The organism is Methylomonas sp. PHL2-19 (assembly GCF_059331595.1).
On the sequence record NZ_CP196839.1, the window covers coordinates 2,163,020 to 2,179,508 of the forward strand.

A 16,489-nucleotide genomic window follows, 5' to 3' on the forward strand; every position below is an offset into this window, starting at 1 on the left:
AACATCATGGTAAATGCAGGCAAAATTCTGGTCGTTGACGACACTTCGGCGTCTTTGAAGTTGCTGTCGGACCTGCTTAAGGCTGAAGGGTACGAGGTGCGCTCGGCGATAAACGGTGAGCTGGCCGTTAATTTTGCTACCGCCAATCCGCCTGATTTGGTGTTGCTGGATATTTTGATGCCGGGTATGGGCGGCTTTGAGGTTTGCCGTCTGCTCAAAGCGCATCCGGATACCCGCCATGTGCCGATTATTTTCATCAGTGCGCTGTCGGACCCGGAAGAAAAAGTCCAAGGCTTTGAGCTAGGCGCGGTGGACTTTGTCACCAAGCCGTATCAACGTGAGGAACTGCTGGCGCGCGTGCGCACACATTTGGAAATCGACCGGCTGCGCAATCATCTGGAAGAGTTGGTGGAAGAGCGTAGCCACCAGCTCCTGGAGAGCGAGAAAAAGCTCAGAGCCAGTCTGAACGATCTGGTTGCGGCCCATAGCCTCATGCACACCTTGCTGCGGACTATTCCCGATCTGGTCTGGTTAAAGGATCTGCAGGGTGTGTATATCAGCTGCAATCTGCAATTCGAACGCTTATACGGCGCCAAGGAAGCCGACATCGTCGGCAAGACCGATTACGAATTTACCTCCAGGGAACTGGCCGATTTTTTCCGGGACCATGATCGCAAAGCGCTGGCCGCCGGCAAGGTTTGCGCCAACGAAGAATGGCTGACTTTCGCTGATAACGGTTACTACGGCTTGTTCGAAACTCTGAAGACACCGGTATTGAATCAGGACGGCAAACCGATAGGCGTGCTCGGCATTGCCCGCGACGTGACCGAGCGTAAAGCGGCAGAAGCGAAAGTCCAACGTCACATGCAGCTCTATGCGGCCTTAAGTCATTGCAATAAAGCCATCGTCCACAGTGCCGACGAAACAGAACTGTTCCTGGAAATTTGCCGTGCTGCCGTGGAGTTTGGCGGTATGAAAATGGCTTGGGTTGGCTTGTTTGCGGCCGATCAGTGCTCGATACGCCCGATCGCCAGTTTTGGGGAAGGCGCGGAAGAGTTGGCTACTATCGATATGTGCATGGATGCCGCCAGTGCTTTCGGCCGCGGTCCCGCCAGCGTGGCAATCCGCGAACAACGCCCTTGCTGGTGCCAGGATTTTATTAACGATCCGATGACCGTGCCGTGGCGCGAACAAGGTTTGCGCGCCGGCTGGGCGGCGTCGGCTGCGTTGCCTCTACTCAAAAACGACCAGGCGGTAGGCGCATTCGTACTGTACGCTGATGAAGCGAACGCCTTCGACGATGCGGCGCGCGACCTGTTGGTCGAAATGTCCATGGATATTAACTTCGCCTTGGAGAATTTCAGCCGCGCGTTGGCTCAAAAACAGGCGGAAGCCGAGATCGAGCGCCTAGCGTTTTACGATCCGTTAACCAATCTGCCGAATCGCCGTCTGCTTTACGACCGCCTGCAACAAGCCATAGTCACCAATGCCCGGCATGATAAGCATGGCGCGGCCTTGTTTATTGACCTGGATAACTTCAAAGCGCTCAACGACACCAAAGGCCATACGATTGGCGACTTGCTGCTGATCGAGGTTGCCCAACGTCTGCGAGAATGCGTGCGCGAAGGCGATACCGTCGCCAGGTTGGGCGGCGACGAATTTGTGATGATATTGAACAGCCTAAGTGCAGACGAAACCCGTGCGTCTGCCCATACCAAAATGCTGGCCGGTAAAATTCTTTCTGCCATTAATCAGCCTTATTCGTTGCAGGGATACGATCACCATTGCTCGGCCAGCATGGGTATCTGCATGTTTCGCAACCAACATATTACGGCAGAGGAATTGCTGAAATACACCGATACCGCGCTTTACCAAGCCAAACGCGGCGGCCGTAACAAGCTGCTGTTTTACGATCCGGTGATGCAGGCTGCTTTGGAAACCCGCGCGGTATTGGAAAGCAATTTGCGTGTGGCGCTAAGCGAGCAGCAATTGGTGCTGTATTACCAGATGCAGGTCAACCGCGCCGGTCAGATTCTTGGCGCAGAAGTCTTGATACGTTGGCTCCATCCCGAGCGCGGCCTGGTTTCGCCTGCGGAATTTATTCCATTGGCTGAGGACACTGGCTTGATCTTGCCGATTGGTAAATGGGTCATGGACTCGGCTTGTGCGCAGCTCAAAGCCTGGGAAAACGATCCGCTTAAGTCAGAGTTACAGCTTGCTGTGAATGTCAGCGCCCTGCAGTTTCATCAGGATGATTTTGTTGAGCAAGTCCGGCTTGCCCTGGCGCGCTGCGACTTGAGCCCTAATCGGCTGAAACTTGAGCTCACCGAGAGTTTGGTGCTGGATGACATTGACGATGCGATTGTGAAGATGCAGCAACTGCGTGATTTTGGCGTGCGTTTTTCGATGGACGATTTTGGCACTGGCTATTCGTCGCTGAACTATCTGACCAAGTTACCGATAGACCAATTGAAGATCGATCAGTCCTTCGTGCGCAATATTACGGTATCCCAAAGTGATGCGGTGATTGTGCAAACCATCATCGGCATGGCCGATAACTTGGGTATCGAAAGTATCGCCGAAGGCGTTGAAACCGAAGAGCAGTTGACATTCTTGGAACGGCAAGGCTGTCAGTTATATCAGGGCTACTTGTTCAGTAAGCCGATACCGTTGGCTGATTTTGAAGCACTGTGCATTAAAAAGCCGGAGTCTTTTGGATTGCCTTGAATATAAGCCGAATGCAAAGAGGGCTGAAGCGACTGTGATTCGAATACTGCTTGCCACCGCAGTTATCGCAGCGCTGGTTGCCTGTCCTGCGTCGGAGGACGCACATTCCACAGCGACGGGCACTGAGCCGGTATGGACACTGGAAGCAGCGGTTGCCGGCAAGTGGCGCGACCCTGCCAACGTCGCCCGCGACAACTGGCGGCATCCGTTGCAAACGCTGACATTCTTCGGCGTGAATCCTGGACAGACTGTGATCGAAATTACGCCGGGTTATGGTTGGTACGCGGAGATTCTGGCGCCTTTGCTTCGGGAAAACGGCCATTACATTGCCGCGGTGATAAACCCTGAGAGTGCCGTCAAGAACAGCGCCAAACATTATTATGCAAAGCAACTCAACGCGCTTGAGCGCAAATTGCGTGCCTCACCGAGCCTATACGGTAGTCCGGAGATTCGGCTTTATGACGAAGCCAAGCCGACGTTTGGCGCACCCGCTTCAGCGGATGTGGTGCTAACGTTCCGCAATGTCCATAACTGGCGGGAAGCGGATAGCGTGGCATTGATGTTCAAAGGTTTTTTCGACGTGCTTAAACCTGGCGGTACGCTGGGGCTGGTCGAACATCGGGCAAACGGCGATGTGGCGGACGACGATTTTTCGGGGTATATCGGCCAAAATCAGCTGATTGCCTGGGCCGGTGCGGCCGGCTTTGTATTGCAGGCTGCCAGCGAGATCAATGCCAACCCAGCCGACAGCAAAGACCGCGAGGGCGGCGTGTGGCGCTTGCCGCCGGCATTTGGTCTTGGCAGCAAGGATAGGGATAAATACGCCGCGATCGGCGAAAGTGATCGAATGACCTTGCGGTTTATAAAGCCTGGCGCGGCGCTTGGTGCGGTGCAATAGCTCAGCTAGCCCAAAAAAAGCCACAGGGCACAAGAGCGGGCATCCAGCGCCATGGACGGCAAGCTTCTAGCTATCCATGCAGTCTGGATTTCGGCAATCCCTGCCGAAATGACGACTTACGGGACGTACCTTTGAATTAGCTAACGGCTTACGCTAACGTTGACTATTTCGATATGAGGGCGTCTACTCCACAGGAAATTTTCTTGGTTATAAAGGTGCCGAATCGATGAACGAAATACTAATTGCCGTGGCTGTTGAAAAAGAGGGGAATATCGCGCCGCATGCCGGCAGGGCATCGCGCTGGCTGGTTTATGTTGCCGAAAATGCAGCGGAGGCGAGTCTGGCTTGGACGCTTGATCTAACCGAGATTGGCAGCCTGCACGAATGGCATGTGCGCGGCGACGGCAATCGGCATCCGCTGCATTATGTTGATGTGGCGATTGCCGGGTCGGCGGGAGACGGGGTGAAGCGGAACCTGCTGGAGAGAAATACTGAGCTGCATACCACCAGCGAGACATCGCCTTTGCAAGCAGTGGCCGCCTATCTGGCCGGCGAACTTGTCGATGGCCTGCCGCACGAGGAAGCACATTGCCTAAAAACCAGCGATCAGTGATCCGTACTCAAATATTGTCGCTCCCGCACAGGCGGGAGCCCAGTTGCCGGACTTGGTTCGCTGAGCGGTATTACTGCTTTGGTAAGTTCAAGGGCCGTGTCGCTTACTAGCTCGGCGCAGTTGTTTTACTACAAACTCAAAACTCCCAAACCACTTTGCCGTAAACGCCGCGTTGCACTTCGGCAGCTTGGGTGAAAGTTTCCTGAATGTATTCCAGATGTTGGTTGTCCAACAGGTTTTGGCCGACCAGCGATAATTCGACGGCTTGATTGAGCTTCCAGGCCAGACGCAAATCCAGGGTGGTGTAGGCTTTAATGTATGCCGGCCCGCTTAAGGTAAAGGCGCTGGCGTTGTCCACATATCGCAGCCAGGCATCCAGGGTAACGTCCGGTGTCGGATTGAGCATCGCGCGCAACGAGGTTTTGTGCTGCGGCGATACTGCTTCCTGATAATAGGGATTGCTGGTCAGCTCGGTTTTCAACACGCTATAACTCAGGTCCCAGCGCCACCAATCCAGCATTTTCCAAACTACCGAGGTTTCCACGCCATAGGTTTTGCCCTTGCCGGTATTGTCGATAATCAAAGGCTGTTTGATAAAAAACGGCAAATTTGCCGGGTCTATCGCTCCAGGATGATAGGAGCGCAGATTTTGATAATCGTTATAAAACAACGATACATCCAAGGAAAAGCTGTTGCTGGGGGTGTATCGATAGCCGGTTTCATAGGCTAGCACCTCCTCGGATTGATAAGCGTTGGAACCGGTTACCGCGAGGGCCAGGGGTAAGGGCGTGCTGTTGGGGCTGGTAAGTGGCGGCACGACTTGGCCGATTAACTCCATATGCGCATCCACCCGCGACGGAATGCGCACGCCTCGGGAAATAGCGGCCCACAGCCGGTGATTGGGATCCGGTCCGCACAGCAGGCGGGCGGTGGGTTGCACTTCGATGCCGGTGTAATCGTTGTGCTCCAGTTTGGAACCCAGCGTCAGCCATAGCAGCTCGTCCACCAAGGTTAATTGGTCTTGGAGAAAGGTACTGAAATAACTCTCGCCGCGTTGAGGTGGCGTGAAGTTAACTAAGGTCTGCTTAACTTGGTTTTCTTTAGTATAGGTATATCGATAACCCGCTCCCCAGATGATGTCGTTCCAGTCGTTTAGCGCAAAGCGGTGTTGAAAATCGACGTCGCCGGTATAACGCTCTTCTTCAATAAAACTTTCCCGACGGTCATAGCTGTCGAAGTACAGTTGTAGAGCGTAATTTGAGGTGTCGGAAATGCGATGTTGTAGACGGCCCAGCAAGTTGCCGCCGGTGGCTTGTACCTGGTCGGCAATCGTTTCTCGATAAGGCGCGGTGAACGTAGCTAATCCGATTTGCTGGTTTAAATTGCTATGATAAACATCGCCTTGCACGGTGGCGGAGTCGGCGGCCGACCAGTCGGAGTCGATGCGAAAGCCGCCTTGCATTTTGCTCCAGGCATCGCCGGCGGGCTGGCCGTCGGCTCTGCTGAGCGTGTCACGATCAAAACCTTTGAGATAGGCGCGGCCGCTGGTGTTTTCGTTGAGCTTGCCGCCATAGCGGAATGCACCGAATCCGCGTTCCTCGCTACCGCCGCCGGCGCTGAGTAAGCCGCCTTGGGTATCGGCGGCATGTTTGGTGATGATGTTGATGACGCCATTCACGGCGTTGGCTCCCCACAGCGCGGCGCCGGAGCCGCGAATCACCTCGATGCGCTCCACATCCTCCAGCATGACATCCTGCATTTCCCAATAAACACCCGAGAAAGCCGGTGTGTAGATATTTCTACCGTCGATCAGCACCAGTAATTTATTGGAAAACCGGCCATTAAAACCGCGCGAGCTGACGGCCCATTTGTTGGCGTCGATGCGGCCGACGTCAATGCCGGGAGCCAGACGCAGCGCATCGGGAATGTTAGTGGCGCCGGCGCGTTTGATGTCGTCGTTGCTAATCACAAATACCGCCGCCGCCGCATCGCCTAGCGCTTGGGTTTTTTTGGAAACGGATGTGATTTTTACCGATAGTAGTTCTTCTAAATTCAACTCGGTTAAATCGGTATCGGCCGAAGCGATCTCCGTATGAACAGCCAAACACAGCGCGCCTATCCAAACGGGGTAAAAGGTATTTTTCATTCTGTAGCAAATGGGGCATGGCAAGAGACAGCGTGTCTCTCGGGTTAATTCTTCAGCTGCAAATGTAGCGCAGCATCGATTTATCACAAAGTTTTTGTAGCATTTATGCATTCTACTTTGTCAGGCGCATAAAGGTGCTGGCCTTTCCGGCCCTCAAGTATCATGCCGCCCGCCTTAATGGAAATGGTGAACGCAAGAAAAGGCTGGTCAATAGGTCAATCTGTTGACGGACAGCGTTCTGCGCTGACAGGTGCGATGGAATGTGCTGCGCGTGAGGGCCACGCAAATAGGGGAGGAGGGGATACGCTGTTGGCCGTTGGCGGCGGGATGAAGATAAAGTTTTCAGCGCTATGCCAACGGCAGTGGCACGAGGACTTAAGCTGACGCAGTTTGTTGTTCCCCGGCCCTGATATATCAGCGGCCCCGCGCCGCCCAGGGCCAAAAGGGCGGCGCTAAGGTTACCGCGTTCTAGGGATGACGATACTGAGTCTATATAGGAGCCGGAATAAACTATCAGGCGGGTTTCACACCTCCGCCCACATCCTCAGTAGGTTGTGATAGCAGCCGGTCAGATTGACGGTCGGGTTGTTGTCGCCCTGCGTATTGCGCAATTCCAGGATAGCCATGTCCATTTCAAATAACAGGCGGCGGCGTTCGGTTTCCCGCACCATGCTTTCCAGCCAGAAGAACGAGGCCAGCCGCGCGCCGCGCGTCACCGGCTCCACCCGGTGCAGGCTGGAACCGGGATACAACACCATATCCCCGGCCGCGAGCTTCACGGCGTGTTCGCCGTAGGTGTCTTCGATGACCAGTTCGCCGCCATCGTAACTGTCCGGGTCTGCCAGGAAAATCGTCGCTGATAAATCGGTACGCACCCGTTCGCCGCTGATCGGGCAGTGGCGGATGGCGTTATCGATGTGGTTGCCGAAGGTGTTGTGTTCTCCGGCATAGCGATTAAACAAAGGCGGGAAAATCTTTTTCGGCAGCGCCGCCGACAGAAACAGGGGATTGCGATTCAGGGCATTCAGCAGGATGGCACGGGCCGCCTGACTTTGCTCGGTTTGCTCCGGCAATTGCCAATTGTTTTTGACCTGTGCCGACTGACTGCCGGCGGTGATGCGGCCATCCGCCCAAGGCGCGTCGGCCAGCATATCGCCCAGCTGTTGCAGTTCGGCAGGGGAGAGGACTTCCGGAATTTGGATCAACATGGTCTAACCCGAGATGGCTTGCAAGGCAAAAAACACCGCCAGACTCATGGAGCCCAGCCCTAAGCCGGCGGCGGCCAACCGGTTGCCGTGTAGCCTGGTCCACAACAGGGTGCCGGTCAAAGCCAGCAGGATCAAACCGCCCGCCAAGGTATCGACCAATAAGACCCAGCCGACGCCCATGCCGGTGCCCTTATGCAGATTATTCAAAGTGGTCAACAGGTTGGCCTCGCCTTGCTTGACCGTGACAAAGGCGTTGCCCTCCCAATAGTCGGCGGACAGTATCCTTTGCGGATTGCGCACGTTGATCTGCCAGGAGGCCGGCTGCTGAACCGGTTGATTGTTCCAGGTTACGGTTTTACCGGGTTCCTTGCGAATTTTGGCGTGGGACGTATCGATGCTCAGCGTTTCACCCAGCCAGGCCGCCATTGCTTTCGGGTCCGCGGGATGCGGTTCCGGCAAGGCCAGCTGGATTTCTTTTTGTTCCATGCGACCAATCGGAATTTTCAAGATGTCACGATGATTCATTAAAATCCCGGTAAAGCCGAACAGCAAGCCCAACGCCGCGCCCCACAGCCCGAACCAGGCATGGGTGCGGCGCAGCCATTTAAGAAAGGCGCCGCGCGACAGGCTTTTCGGTAAAAACAAGTAGCCGCCGTTGGTTTTCTTGGGCGGGCGGTTGGCTGGCGTCAATAATGAGTCGGTTGCGGTGTTCATGGGTCGGGTTCCAAAAGCGGGCTATGGCAATTGCAAATAAGGGGTTTTGCGGATTGGGCGGAACGGTTAAACCATCTCACCAATAGCGGATGTTGTTTAACCGTTCGCACACGTCGAGTTTAGTATTTAAAGCTCACCGTCAACTGCCCGGATACCGGCGTGCCCGGCAAGGCCGAGTTGGTTTGTCCGGATTCGTAATAGACGGTATCGGTCAGGTTGAACACGTTGAGTTGCACGTCGTAATGTTTTTGATGATAGGCCACCACTGCGTCCAGGCGGGCGTAACCCGGTAATACCGCTTCGTTGACGCTGTCGGCATAACGGTGGCTGGCGTAGTACACGCCGCCGCCGATCTCCCAGTTGTCGGTTAGATGATAAGTGCTCCAGGCTACGCCGCTGTGCTCCGGCACGTTGACGGCCGTCATCCCCTCGAACGATTTCACTAAGCCGCTGACCGAGCCGGTGGCTGTTGATGTGGACTTGGTGATTTTCGAATCAAGATAAGCATAGGTCAGCGACACATCCCATTTCGGCAACACTTCGCCGGCCAGACCGGCTTCGAAGCCGTCCGTACTTTGCTCGCCTGCAAGGATTTGCAGATTGGCATCCAGCGGTGAGGTAGTGCGGGCGTTGGTTTTTTCCAGGCGGAACAGGGCGGCGGTGGCCGATAATTTGCCGTCGAACAGTTCCCATTTGCCGCCGATCTCATAGTTATGATTCTGCTCCGGTGGCAGGTTGGCGTTGTTGGCCGACAAACTCAGGCTTTCCGCAGACGGATTAAACGACTTGCCGTAACTGAAATAATAGGATTGCGCTTTGCTGGGCTGCCAGACGATGCCGCCGCGCGGGCTCCATTGATCGACGCTGCTATTGAAGTCGGCGCTGCCTATCCGATCAGTCTGTTGGGCCTCGAACACATCGTAGCGGGTGCCGGCCAGTAATTTCCATTCCGGATTGATCTCGAATTGGTCCAACACATAACCCGCGTAGGTTTGGGCTTGGGTCAGACGGCTGGTGTCCAGCGTGCCGCTGAAGTCGTACGCCAAGCCGGTGGTACTGGCGGTAAGGCGCGGATTGAATATCGACACCCGGCTGACGCCGGTCGAGTTTTTGGATTTGTAATCGTATTCTTCCCAACCGAATTCGCTACCGAACATCAAGGTATTGTTGAAGCCGAACAAGGGCTTTTTGTAGACAAAGTCGGTCTGGTTGTAGATGTTTTCCTGAGTGTTCAGGCGCAAGGCTTGCGAACGGGCGATGGTGCCGGCATTGGCGCCGGTATAGGCCGCTGCGCCGGAATACAGATGGGTCAGGTATTTACGCTCGTAGTCGCCGTAGCGGATTGAGTTTTTCACCGAGAAGTCCTGGTCGAAACGGTGGGTTAGCGCCACGGTGGCCACATTGACATCGGTGTCCATCATCCGGTTATCGGTGAAGCCGTAAAAGGTGTTGATAGGCACGCCGGCCGGCCGGCCTCGATACATGGGCACGCCGTAATCGAACACGCCTTCATCCTGTTGGTGCAACAGATTTAGCGTCAAATCGGTATCGGCGCTGATGTCCCATTTGAACGAAGGCGCGATACCCCAACGGTTGCTGTAGTTGTAGTCGCGATAGGAATCGGCATCCTGATACATCACATTCAGCCGGGCCGATAAATCTTGATATTTGGTTTCGGCATCGATGGCGGTGCGTTTGAAGTCGTACAAGCCGTAGGTAAAGCTGCCGTTAATCCCGGTTTTACCGGTGGGCTTCTTTGCTACTTGATTGATCACGCCGCCGGTGGCGCCGCGACCGAATAAAATTGACGATGCGCCTTTCAGCACTTCGGCTCTTTCGATGAAAAAGGTGTCGCGAGTGTACTGGCCGTTGTCTTTGACCCCGTCCAGATATTGGTCGGAGCTGGCCGCGAAGCCGCGCAAGGTAATGGAATCGCCGGTACGGCCGCCTTCGCCGGCGGCAATGGTCAGGCCGCTGACGTTGCGTAAAGCGTCGCGCAGGTTGAAGGCGTTTTGCGACTCGATCAGTTCTTTTTTAACCACGCTGACAGACTGCGGAATATCGCGCAGTGCCATCTCGGTTTTACTGCCGGTGGTCGAGGTTTCGGCTTTGAAACGAATGGCTTGCTTTTCGCGGTTGGCTTTGACTTTAACGTCTTCCAAAACCACTTCTTGATCATTGTTGGCCGCTACGTCGGCGGTCTGGTCGGCGGCGAATGCTGCTCCGCTCAGAGCCGCGCCCAGCGGCAATAAAGCCCCCAAGCGCCACTTGGCAGGGGTGTTTTTTTTCGTGGTCGAATGGTTTGCAGACATAGTATTCCCGTAACTGAATAAATAGTGCTGGCTGCCTGGCTGGGAATGCTGGGTGGCTAAGATTTTACGAACCGACAGTTATTGTCCGTCGGTTATTGATCGCTATTCGAGATATGTGGCTCCAAAAAGCCAAGAAATAAGATCATTCTCAAATAATAACGATTCTCATTTTATTTTTTTTGAGGCTAATGTCAACTCCGGAATTTGCGTGCAGACTGTTTCCCAATTCGAAATCAAAGCTTGGATAGGCTTAAGTTTTTGAGCGCATTCCAGCCGTTTCTGGCGCTCGACAGCCTAAAGGCTTGCGGAAATTAGCCTTTAGGCTGCAAAACCAACGGCGAGTTAATAGCTGAAATTTCAAGGAGGAAGAAATACTTTACTTTTCAAATGAGAATAATTATCATTTGAAACAGATTAAAAATCAGCTGCCGCGACGTGAAAAGATTATTCCCCTTATTTAGAGAACCCGAGGCTGTGCGCTTGGCAATCGCTCCGGAAGTTTTGGCGGCGTTGGTCGAAAAAGGCGAAATCCATGCCACGGATTTCCGCTGTCTTGATTTAGGGTCGAAACAAATCGTTTGGAAAATGTTCCTGTCTCAGGCAATAGCCAAGCTCAATCATGGTTTAGCGAATCCCGAGCTTTAGTCCGCTTAAAAGTTTTTTACCCAATCCCTGACGATTTTTGAAGGAGTAAACGTATGAGCAACAAACCCTGTACCCACGAATGTTTGGCGGCGACGGCCTTAAGCAAGGTATTGATTTGCCGCGAATGCGGCGTCGTCCACCTGCATTTGCAGAACATGTCATTGCGCCTGGAAGTGGCGGATTTTCTGAGCTTTGCCGACACCATGGCCGAAGCCGCGCACCAGGCCAGAGCCGGTCAAAAAGACAAAAGCAAACGCGCCGGCTTTACGGTGGTTAAATCCAGCACCAGACTCAATTAGCGAAACCGCACTTGCCGGAAAATTCCCCGGAGGTTTGCCTAAGATAGTGGGGTGGCGGAATAGCCTTCAGAAACTACCCATTCTGCTTTTACTGTGTATGCTGGTATCCAGAGACACGACTCTGTCCGCCATGCCTATGGTTTCCGGCCGATGGGCGATAGTTAAGCGGGTGATGCTTAACGAATTGATTGCCAAATTCACCTTCCGCTCTGTTTCGACATCCAAGTGGCTGGTCGCTTCGTCCAGGACCAGTACCGACGGCACTTTGTAGAGCGCCCGCGCAATGATGAGCCGTTGCTTTTGCCCGCCGGAAAAACTGCTGCCCATATCGCCAACCTGGGACAGATAACGCATGGGCAGAGCCTCGATTTCATCGTCGATGCCGGCGAGTTGAGCGCTTTGTTTCAGCAGCTCGAAATTGGTTTGTAAGTCGAAGCCGGAAATATTTTCCTGAAGGCTCCCGGAGAATAACTGGTCTTCCTGCAATACCGCGCCCACCAGCCGGCGCCAATTGGCCAATCCGAATTGGCTTAAAGGCATGCCGTCGATTTCGATGACACCCTCGGTCGGTTCCAGCAGGCCCAAGCAGAGTTTGACCAAGGTGCTTTTTCCGCATCCGGACGCGCCGACGATGGCGATGTGTTCGCCGGGTTGGATGGACAGATGCAAATTGCGAAATATCCAGGGCATATTCGCGCCGTAGCGAAAGCCCAGGTTTTTAAACTCGATGGTGGGGCTGAAATCCTTTCGGTTGATGACTTTGTCTGCGGCGCAGCCGTCAGTCTGTTCTTTTTCCGCCAAGACAATATCGGACAAACGCTCCACATGCAGGCTGACCATGCGCATCGACATCAGGTTGTCGATCAGCCGTTGCATCCGCGATGTAAAGTCGTCCTTGTAAGAAATAAACGCCATCAGCATGCCGACGGTCAAAGCGTTGTCCATGACCATGGTCGCGCCGACCGCCAGCACGGCGATGGCTTCGGCGGCAAACACCGCGCTATAACCCAGCGAAAATCCCAGCGACATTTTTTGCGCGCCGATGCGTTTATTCACGCCAGCGACGAACAAATTCAGCCAGCGTGCCCGGCGCTGCTCTTCCAAACCCGCCAACTTTGTGGTGTGCACGGCGCGAATGCTTTCCAGAAAATGGCTTTGCGCCTTGGCCTCGTGCGCCAGTGCTTCATCGGTTAACCGATGATAAATCCCATGGGGCAAAACGCGGATTAGCAAATAGGCCAATACGGCGGCGACGGCGAAAGCGCTCAGCGTGGGGCTGTACAGCAACATCACCGCCAGGACAATTAAACCGAATCCGCCGTCCAAGACCACTTCGACTAATTTGCCGGTCAGCGTCTGTTGAATGGCTTGCATCGATTGAAATCGGGATACGATGTCGCCGGTGTGCCGTAGTTCGAACCAATGCACGGGCAGCCTTAACAAATGGCCGATAATGCGGCCGGCCCATTGCAGATTGAATTGCGTCGCCAGCACGATGGCCAGCCAGCTTCTAACGGCTTCCAACACGATCTTAATCACGGCAATCAAGGCATAGGCCAAGGCTAATACCAACAGGAAATCCCGGTCGCCGGACACAATCGCACCGTCCACGATCCATTGGGCAACTATCGGTGTCAGCAAGGCGAATAATTGCATGGCAACGGCCAATACCGCGATTTGCGTCAAGCTCCGGATCAGGCCGTCGACTTTACCGACCAGTTTAGCGAGAGGAATACGCGACCTCGGCGTAATACGCTCGAACGCCGGCGCAGGTGTCAGTTCCAAGGCCACGCCGGTAAACAGGGTGTTGACTTCGGCTATAGCCAGCTCCCTTTCGCCCTTGGCCGGGTCGTGGACCAGCACCCGGCCGCGCGCCACTTTTTTTAGCACGACAAAATGGCTCATTTGCCAATGCAAAATACAGGGGAGACTGAGTTGGTCGAGCTCCGCCAATTCCAGTCTTAGCGGTCTGCATGAAAATCCCAATGCCGCGCCGATTCCGACCAAATCCATCAGCGTGGAGCCCCGTAGCGACACCGCATACTTGGCGCGTAAGTCGCTCATGCTGTGTGCGGCACCGTAGCAGGCGGCGATATAGCCTACGCAGGCCAAGCCGCATTCGGCCGCGGTGGTTTGCAAGTACGACGAATGGTGCGAGTGCTTAAGGTGCTTCATTGTTGGTATCGACAAACACTTCCAGCAACTGATCGGGATTGATGTGGCGGGCAATCGCCGCATTCACCTGGGCCAGCGTCAAGGCTTCAACGCGGGCATTGATGTCGGTGTAGTAGTGCATGTCGCGCCCTAAGCGTAATAGCAGATTCAGCTTGCCGAACAGCTTGTCATGATCCAGCTTGCTCAGATCGTTGCGATGGCGCCAGTTCTCTTTTGCACTGTCGAATTCCGCAGCGCTGAGGCCGTCTTTAACCAGCAGCGCCAGTTCCTCGTGCACGGCTTTGGAGAGTTGTTGCCGCAGGGCCGGCGCATAACTTGCGCTGATGGTCAGGGTGGCGCGCTGTTCGAAGGCGGAAGCGCTGATCTTGCTGGCCACGCCGTAGGAAATACCCTCTTGTTGACGCAGGCGGCGACCGAGGCGGGATTGAATCGCATCCTCGCCCAGCGCGACATTCGCCAGCATTAAGGCCAGGGCGTCCGTCTCGTCCGCTTGCAACGGCTGTCTAAGCTGTGCCGTGTAAATGCCGTGCGCGCCATCGGCTACGGTCATGACATGCCGGCCGGGTGCCAAAGTGGTGTAAGGCAGGGGCGGCCGCTGGTAGGCCTGCTTGCTGCGCCAGGGACCTAACAGGCTTTCCAACTGCCGGCGTGTCGCGTTGGCATCAAACTCCCCGGACAGCAGCAACTCCCCATTCGCGCCGTAATAATCGGCGTGGAAGGCTTTTACATCGTTCAATTCGATGCGCTCCAACGCGGCGAGCGCTTCCGCCATGCCGGGCTCGCGGCGGATGTCGCCGATTGGGTATGGGCTGGTGAGTGCGGTCAAGGCTTGTTCCGCGACGACTTGCGGTTTAGCGCCCAGGCTTTGGTAGGCGACGCGCAACTGATTGCCGATTTCTTTGAATCCCTGCTCCGGCAGTGCCGGATGACGAAGAACATCGATTAGAACGTCCAGAAATTCCGGCAACGACTTCGCGGGCAGATCGAAGCGAATCGCCAAGCGGTCCTCCATCGGCGTCATAGACAAGTGGGCATCCAAACCCACCAAGCGATCAAACAGTTGTTGCCGATCTAAACTGGCCGAACCGTGCGCCAACAGGCTGCCGGTTAGGTCCGCCAACATACGTTTGCCAAGCATGCTGTCCGCCGTGCCCATACGTAGATTCCACTGTCCCTGCACCCGGCCGGTCGGTATGGGCTTGGGCCAGAGGGCAACCGCCAGCGACTCGTTAATGCTAAAGCGCTCGATTTGCGCATCAAGGGCCGTCGCCGTCGCATCGTTAGCCGCCAGGCTCGTGGTTTCCGGCAGGTGCGCAGGCGCGGACGTGGGGGATAGTTCGGCGCTTGTCGCTTGCGGTACGAGGGCTTCTTTCCGCGCCGTGACACTTGCCGCATGCCGACTGCTCATCAACTGGGCAACCGGGAGACCTTGCTGGAAAAGCGTTTTGGCCGTTTGCTGAATCTCCGCCAAAGACATTTCTTGGGCCGCGTCAATGCTCTCGAACCACAGCCGCCAGTCGCCGAGGGAGGCAAATTCCGCCAAACGGTAGCCAAAAGCAGCGGCTTGAGATTGCACGTGTAAAGCTTCGTTGCGGATCAAGTTTTTGGTGCGTTCCAGTTCTGTTTCCGTGAACGCGGTATCGCCCAGCGAATGCAACTGTTTTGCTAAGGTGTGTTGGAGTTGTTCCAACGCTTCGCTATCGGCTGACAGCGGCAGCGCGGTTACTTCGAATGCACCCGCATTGCGTAATAGCAAGGGCATAGCCGAGACAGAGGCTGCCTGTCCGGCACTAACCAGCGATTCATGTAAGCGACTGGCGGGCGAACCGGCCAGCAAGCCGCTCAGTAGGCCCATCGCCGCAACATGCTTGGCATCGAACGAATGGCGTAACGGATAAAATAACGACACGGAAGCAACATCGCCTTCGCCGCGAAAACTCGGTTGCGGGTCGCCGCCCTCCAACCGGGACCCCGCTTGGAAGACGGGTGCTTGCCCGATTTTTGGCGATTTAATCTCACCAAAATGAGTGTCCAATTGCTTCCAGGTTGCGGCTGCGTCAAATCGGCCGGTAATGATCAACAGCGCGTTGTCGGGACGATAGTGGGTCCGATAAAAAGCCCGGACGTCGCCGATGGCGATACCGCGTAATTCAGTTTCGTTACCTATCGGCGGACGCGCATAGGGCGCAAAGCGAGTGACAACCGGCAGTATTTGTTGCGCCAATTTTTGCTGATGATTGCTATCGCCAAGCTCTTTTTCCCGCAATACCACGGGTAATTCCCTGGCAATATCCGTTTCCGTAATCTTCAGTTTATGCATGCGCAAGGCCTCTTGTTCCAGCAGCCAGTTCAGAGTGGGCTGGTCGCTGGAAAAGGCGGCGTGGTAGATAGTGCGGTCGAAATGGGTATTGCCGTTATAGGCAATGTTGCGGCGCGCCAGCTCGCTGACCAGCAAATGATCGCCCGGCGTCGTGGGCGCGTTAAATAGCAAATGCTCCAGCAAATGCGCAAGGCCGGACTTTCCCTCGGGATCGGCGAGCGAACCGCTGAAATACACCAGCGTCACCGCCGTCTGCTCGGCCTTAATATCGGGAACCAACACGGCTCGGAAACCGTTCTCGAATCGCCGTTCGATCGCGCCGTATTTCTCGGCGGCGGCGCTGTTTGTATTATTTTCCGTGGCGTGCCCGGTACCAACGTTGACGAGAGTTAGTATTAAACATGCTATTAAGGTCGAGCGGGTAGGGTTCAT

General features: G+C 55.1%; 11 protein-coding genes. 5 read left to right on the forward strand and 6 right to left on the reverse strand.

What is annotated here, in order from left to right; translation table 11 throughout:
• The first annotated feature begins 6 nt into the window (after positions 1 to 6).
• The 3 genes from ACR02O_RS10210 to ACR02O_RS10220 all read left to right on the forward strand — a co-directional run bounded on the left by ACR02O_RS10210 (position 7) and on the right by ACR02O_RS10220 (position 4,238).
• The gene (locus tag ACR02O_RS10210) at positions 7 to 2,727 is read left to right on the forward strand and encodes an EAL domain-containing protein (protein WP_494523309.1); all 2,721 of its coding nucleotides are present in this window, start codon (positions 7 to 9) and stop codon (positions 2,725 to 2,727) included.
• Positions 2,728 to 2,761: 34 nt separating this feature from the next.
• Positions 2,762 to 3,625 carry a class I SAM-dependent methyltransferase gene (locus tag ACR02O_RS10215; RefSeq protein ID WP_494523310.1) on the forward strand — a complete coding sequence of 288 codons (864 nt, stop codon included), beginning with the start codon at positions 2,762 to 2,764 and terminating at the stop codon, positions 3,623 to 3,625.
• Positions 3,626 to 3,851: 226 nt separating this feature from the next.
• Positions 3,852 to 4,238 (forward strand): NifB/NifX family molybdenum-iron cluster-binding protein, encoded by a 387-nt coding sequence (locus tag ACR02O_RS10220; RefSeq protein WP_494523311.1) that lies wholly within the window; start codon positions 3,852 to 3,854, stop codon positions 4,236 to 4,238.
• A 136-nt stretch (positions 4,239 to 4,374) separates the two neighbouring features.
• On the opposite strand, the gene ACR02O_RS10225 is transcribed toward ACR02O_RS10220, so the two are convergent.
• From ACR02O_RS10225 to ACR02O_RS10240, 4 genes are all read right to left on the reverse strand, one after another.
• Positions 4,375 to 6,384, reverse strand: coding sequence for a TOL_0244 family TonB-dependent receptor (locus tag ACR02O_RS10225; RefSeq protein WP_494523312.1), 2,010 nt, complete (start codon positions 6,382 to 6,384; stop codon positions 4,375 to 4,377).
• Between the two features lie 524 nt (positions 6,385 to 6,908).
• Entirely contained in the window at positions 6,909 to 7,592 is a 684-nt protein-coding gene (locus ACR02O_RS10230) for a Fe2+-dependent dioxygenase (protein WP_494523313.1), read from the reverse strand.
• A gap of 3 nt (positions 7,593 to 7,595) precedes the next feature.
• Positions 7,596 to 8,306 (reverse strand): PepSY-associated TM helix domain-containing protein, encoded by a 711-nt coding sequence (locus tag ACR02O_RS10235; protein ID WP_033155344.1) that lies wholly within the window; start codon positions 8,304 to 8,306, stop codon positions 7,596 to 7,598.
• A gap of 119 nt (positions 8,307 to 8,425) precedes the next feature.
• On the reverse strand, positions 8,426 to 10,618 hold the full coding sequence (locus ACR02O_RS10240; protein ID WP_494523314.1) for a TonB-dependent receptor: 2,193 nt from the start codon (positions 10,616 to 10,618) through the stop codon (positions 8,426 to 8,428).
• A gap of 435 nt (positions 10,619 to 11,053) precedes the next feature.
• Here ACR02O_RS10240 and ACR02O_RS10245 point away from each other — a divergent pair, with 435 nt between their 5' ends.
• Both ACR02O_RS10245 and ACR02O_RS10250 read left to right on the forward strand, forming a co-directional pair.
• Complete coding sequence (locus tag ACR02O_RS10245; protein WP_494523315.1) at positions 11,054 to 11,263, forward strand: hypothetical protein; 210 nt, start codon at positions 11,054 to 11,056, stop codon at positions 11,261 to 11,263.
• Positions 11,264 to 11,316: 53 nt separating this feature from the next.
• Positions 11,317 to 11,562 carry a hypothetical protein gene (locus ACR02O_RS10250; RefSeq protein ID WP_033155341.1) on the forward strand — a complete coding sequence of 82 codons (246 nt, stop codon included), beginning with the start codon at positions 11,317 to 11,319 and terminating at the stop codon, positions 11,560 to 11,562.
• 66 nt (positions 11,563 to 11,628) lie between these two features.
• Here ACR02O_RS10250 and ACR02O_RS10255 read toward each other — a convergent pair whose 3' ends face one another.
• The gene (locus ACR02O_RS10255) at positions 11,629 to 13,737 is read right to left on the reverse strand and encodes a peptidase domain-containing ABC transporter (RefSeq protein WP_494523316.1); all 2,109 of its coding nucleotides are present in this window, start codon (positions 13,735 to 13,737) and stop codon (positions 11,629 to 11,631) included.
• The gene (locus ACR02O_RS10260; RefSeq protein ID WP_494523317.1) at positions 13,724 to 16,489 is read right to left on the reverse strand and encodes a M16 family metallopeptidase; all 2,766 of its coding nucleotides are present in this window, start codon (positions 16,487 to 16,489) and stop codon (positions 13,724 to 13,726) included. Before ACR02O_RS10260 ends, ACR02O_RS10255 begins: the two co-directional genes overlap by 14 nt.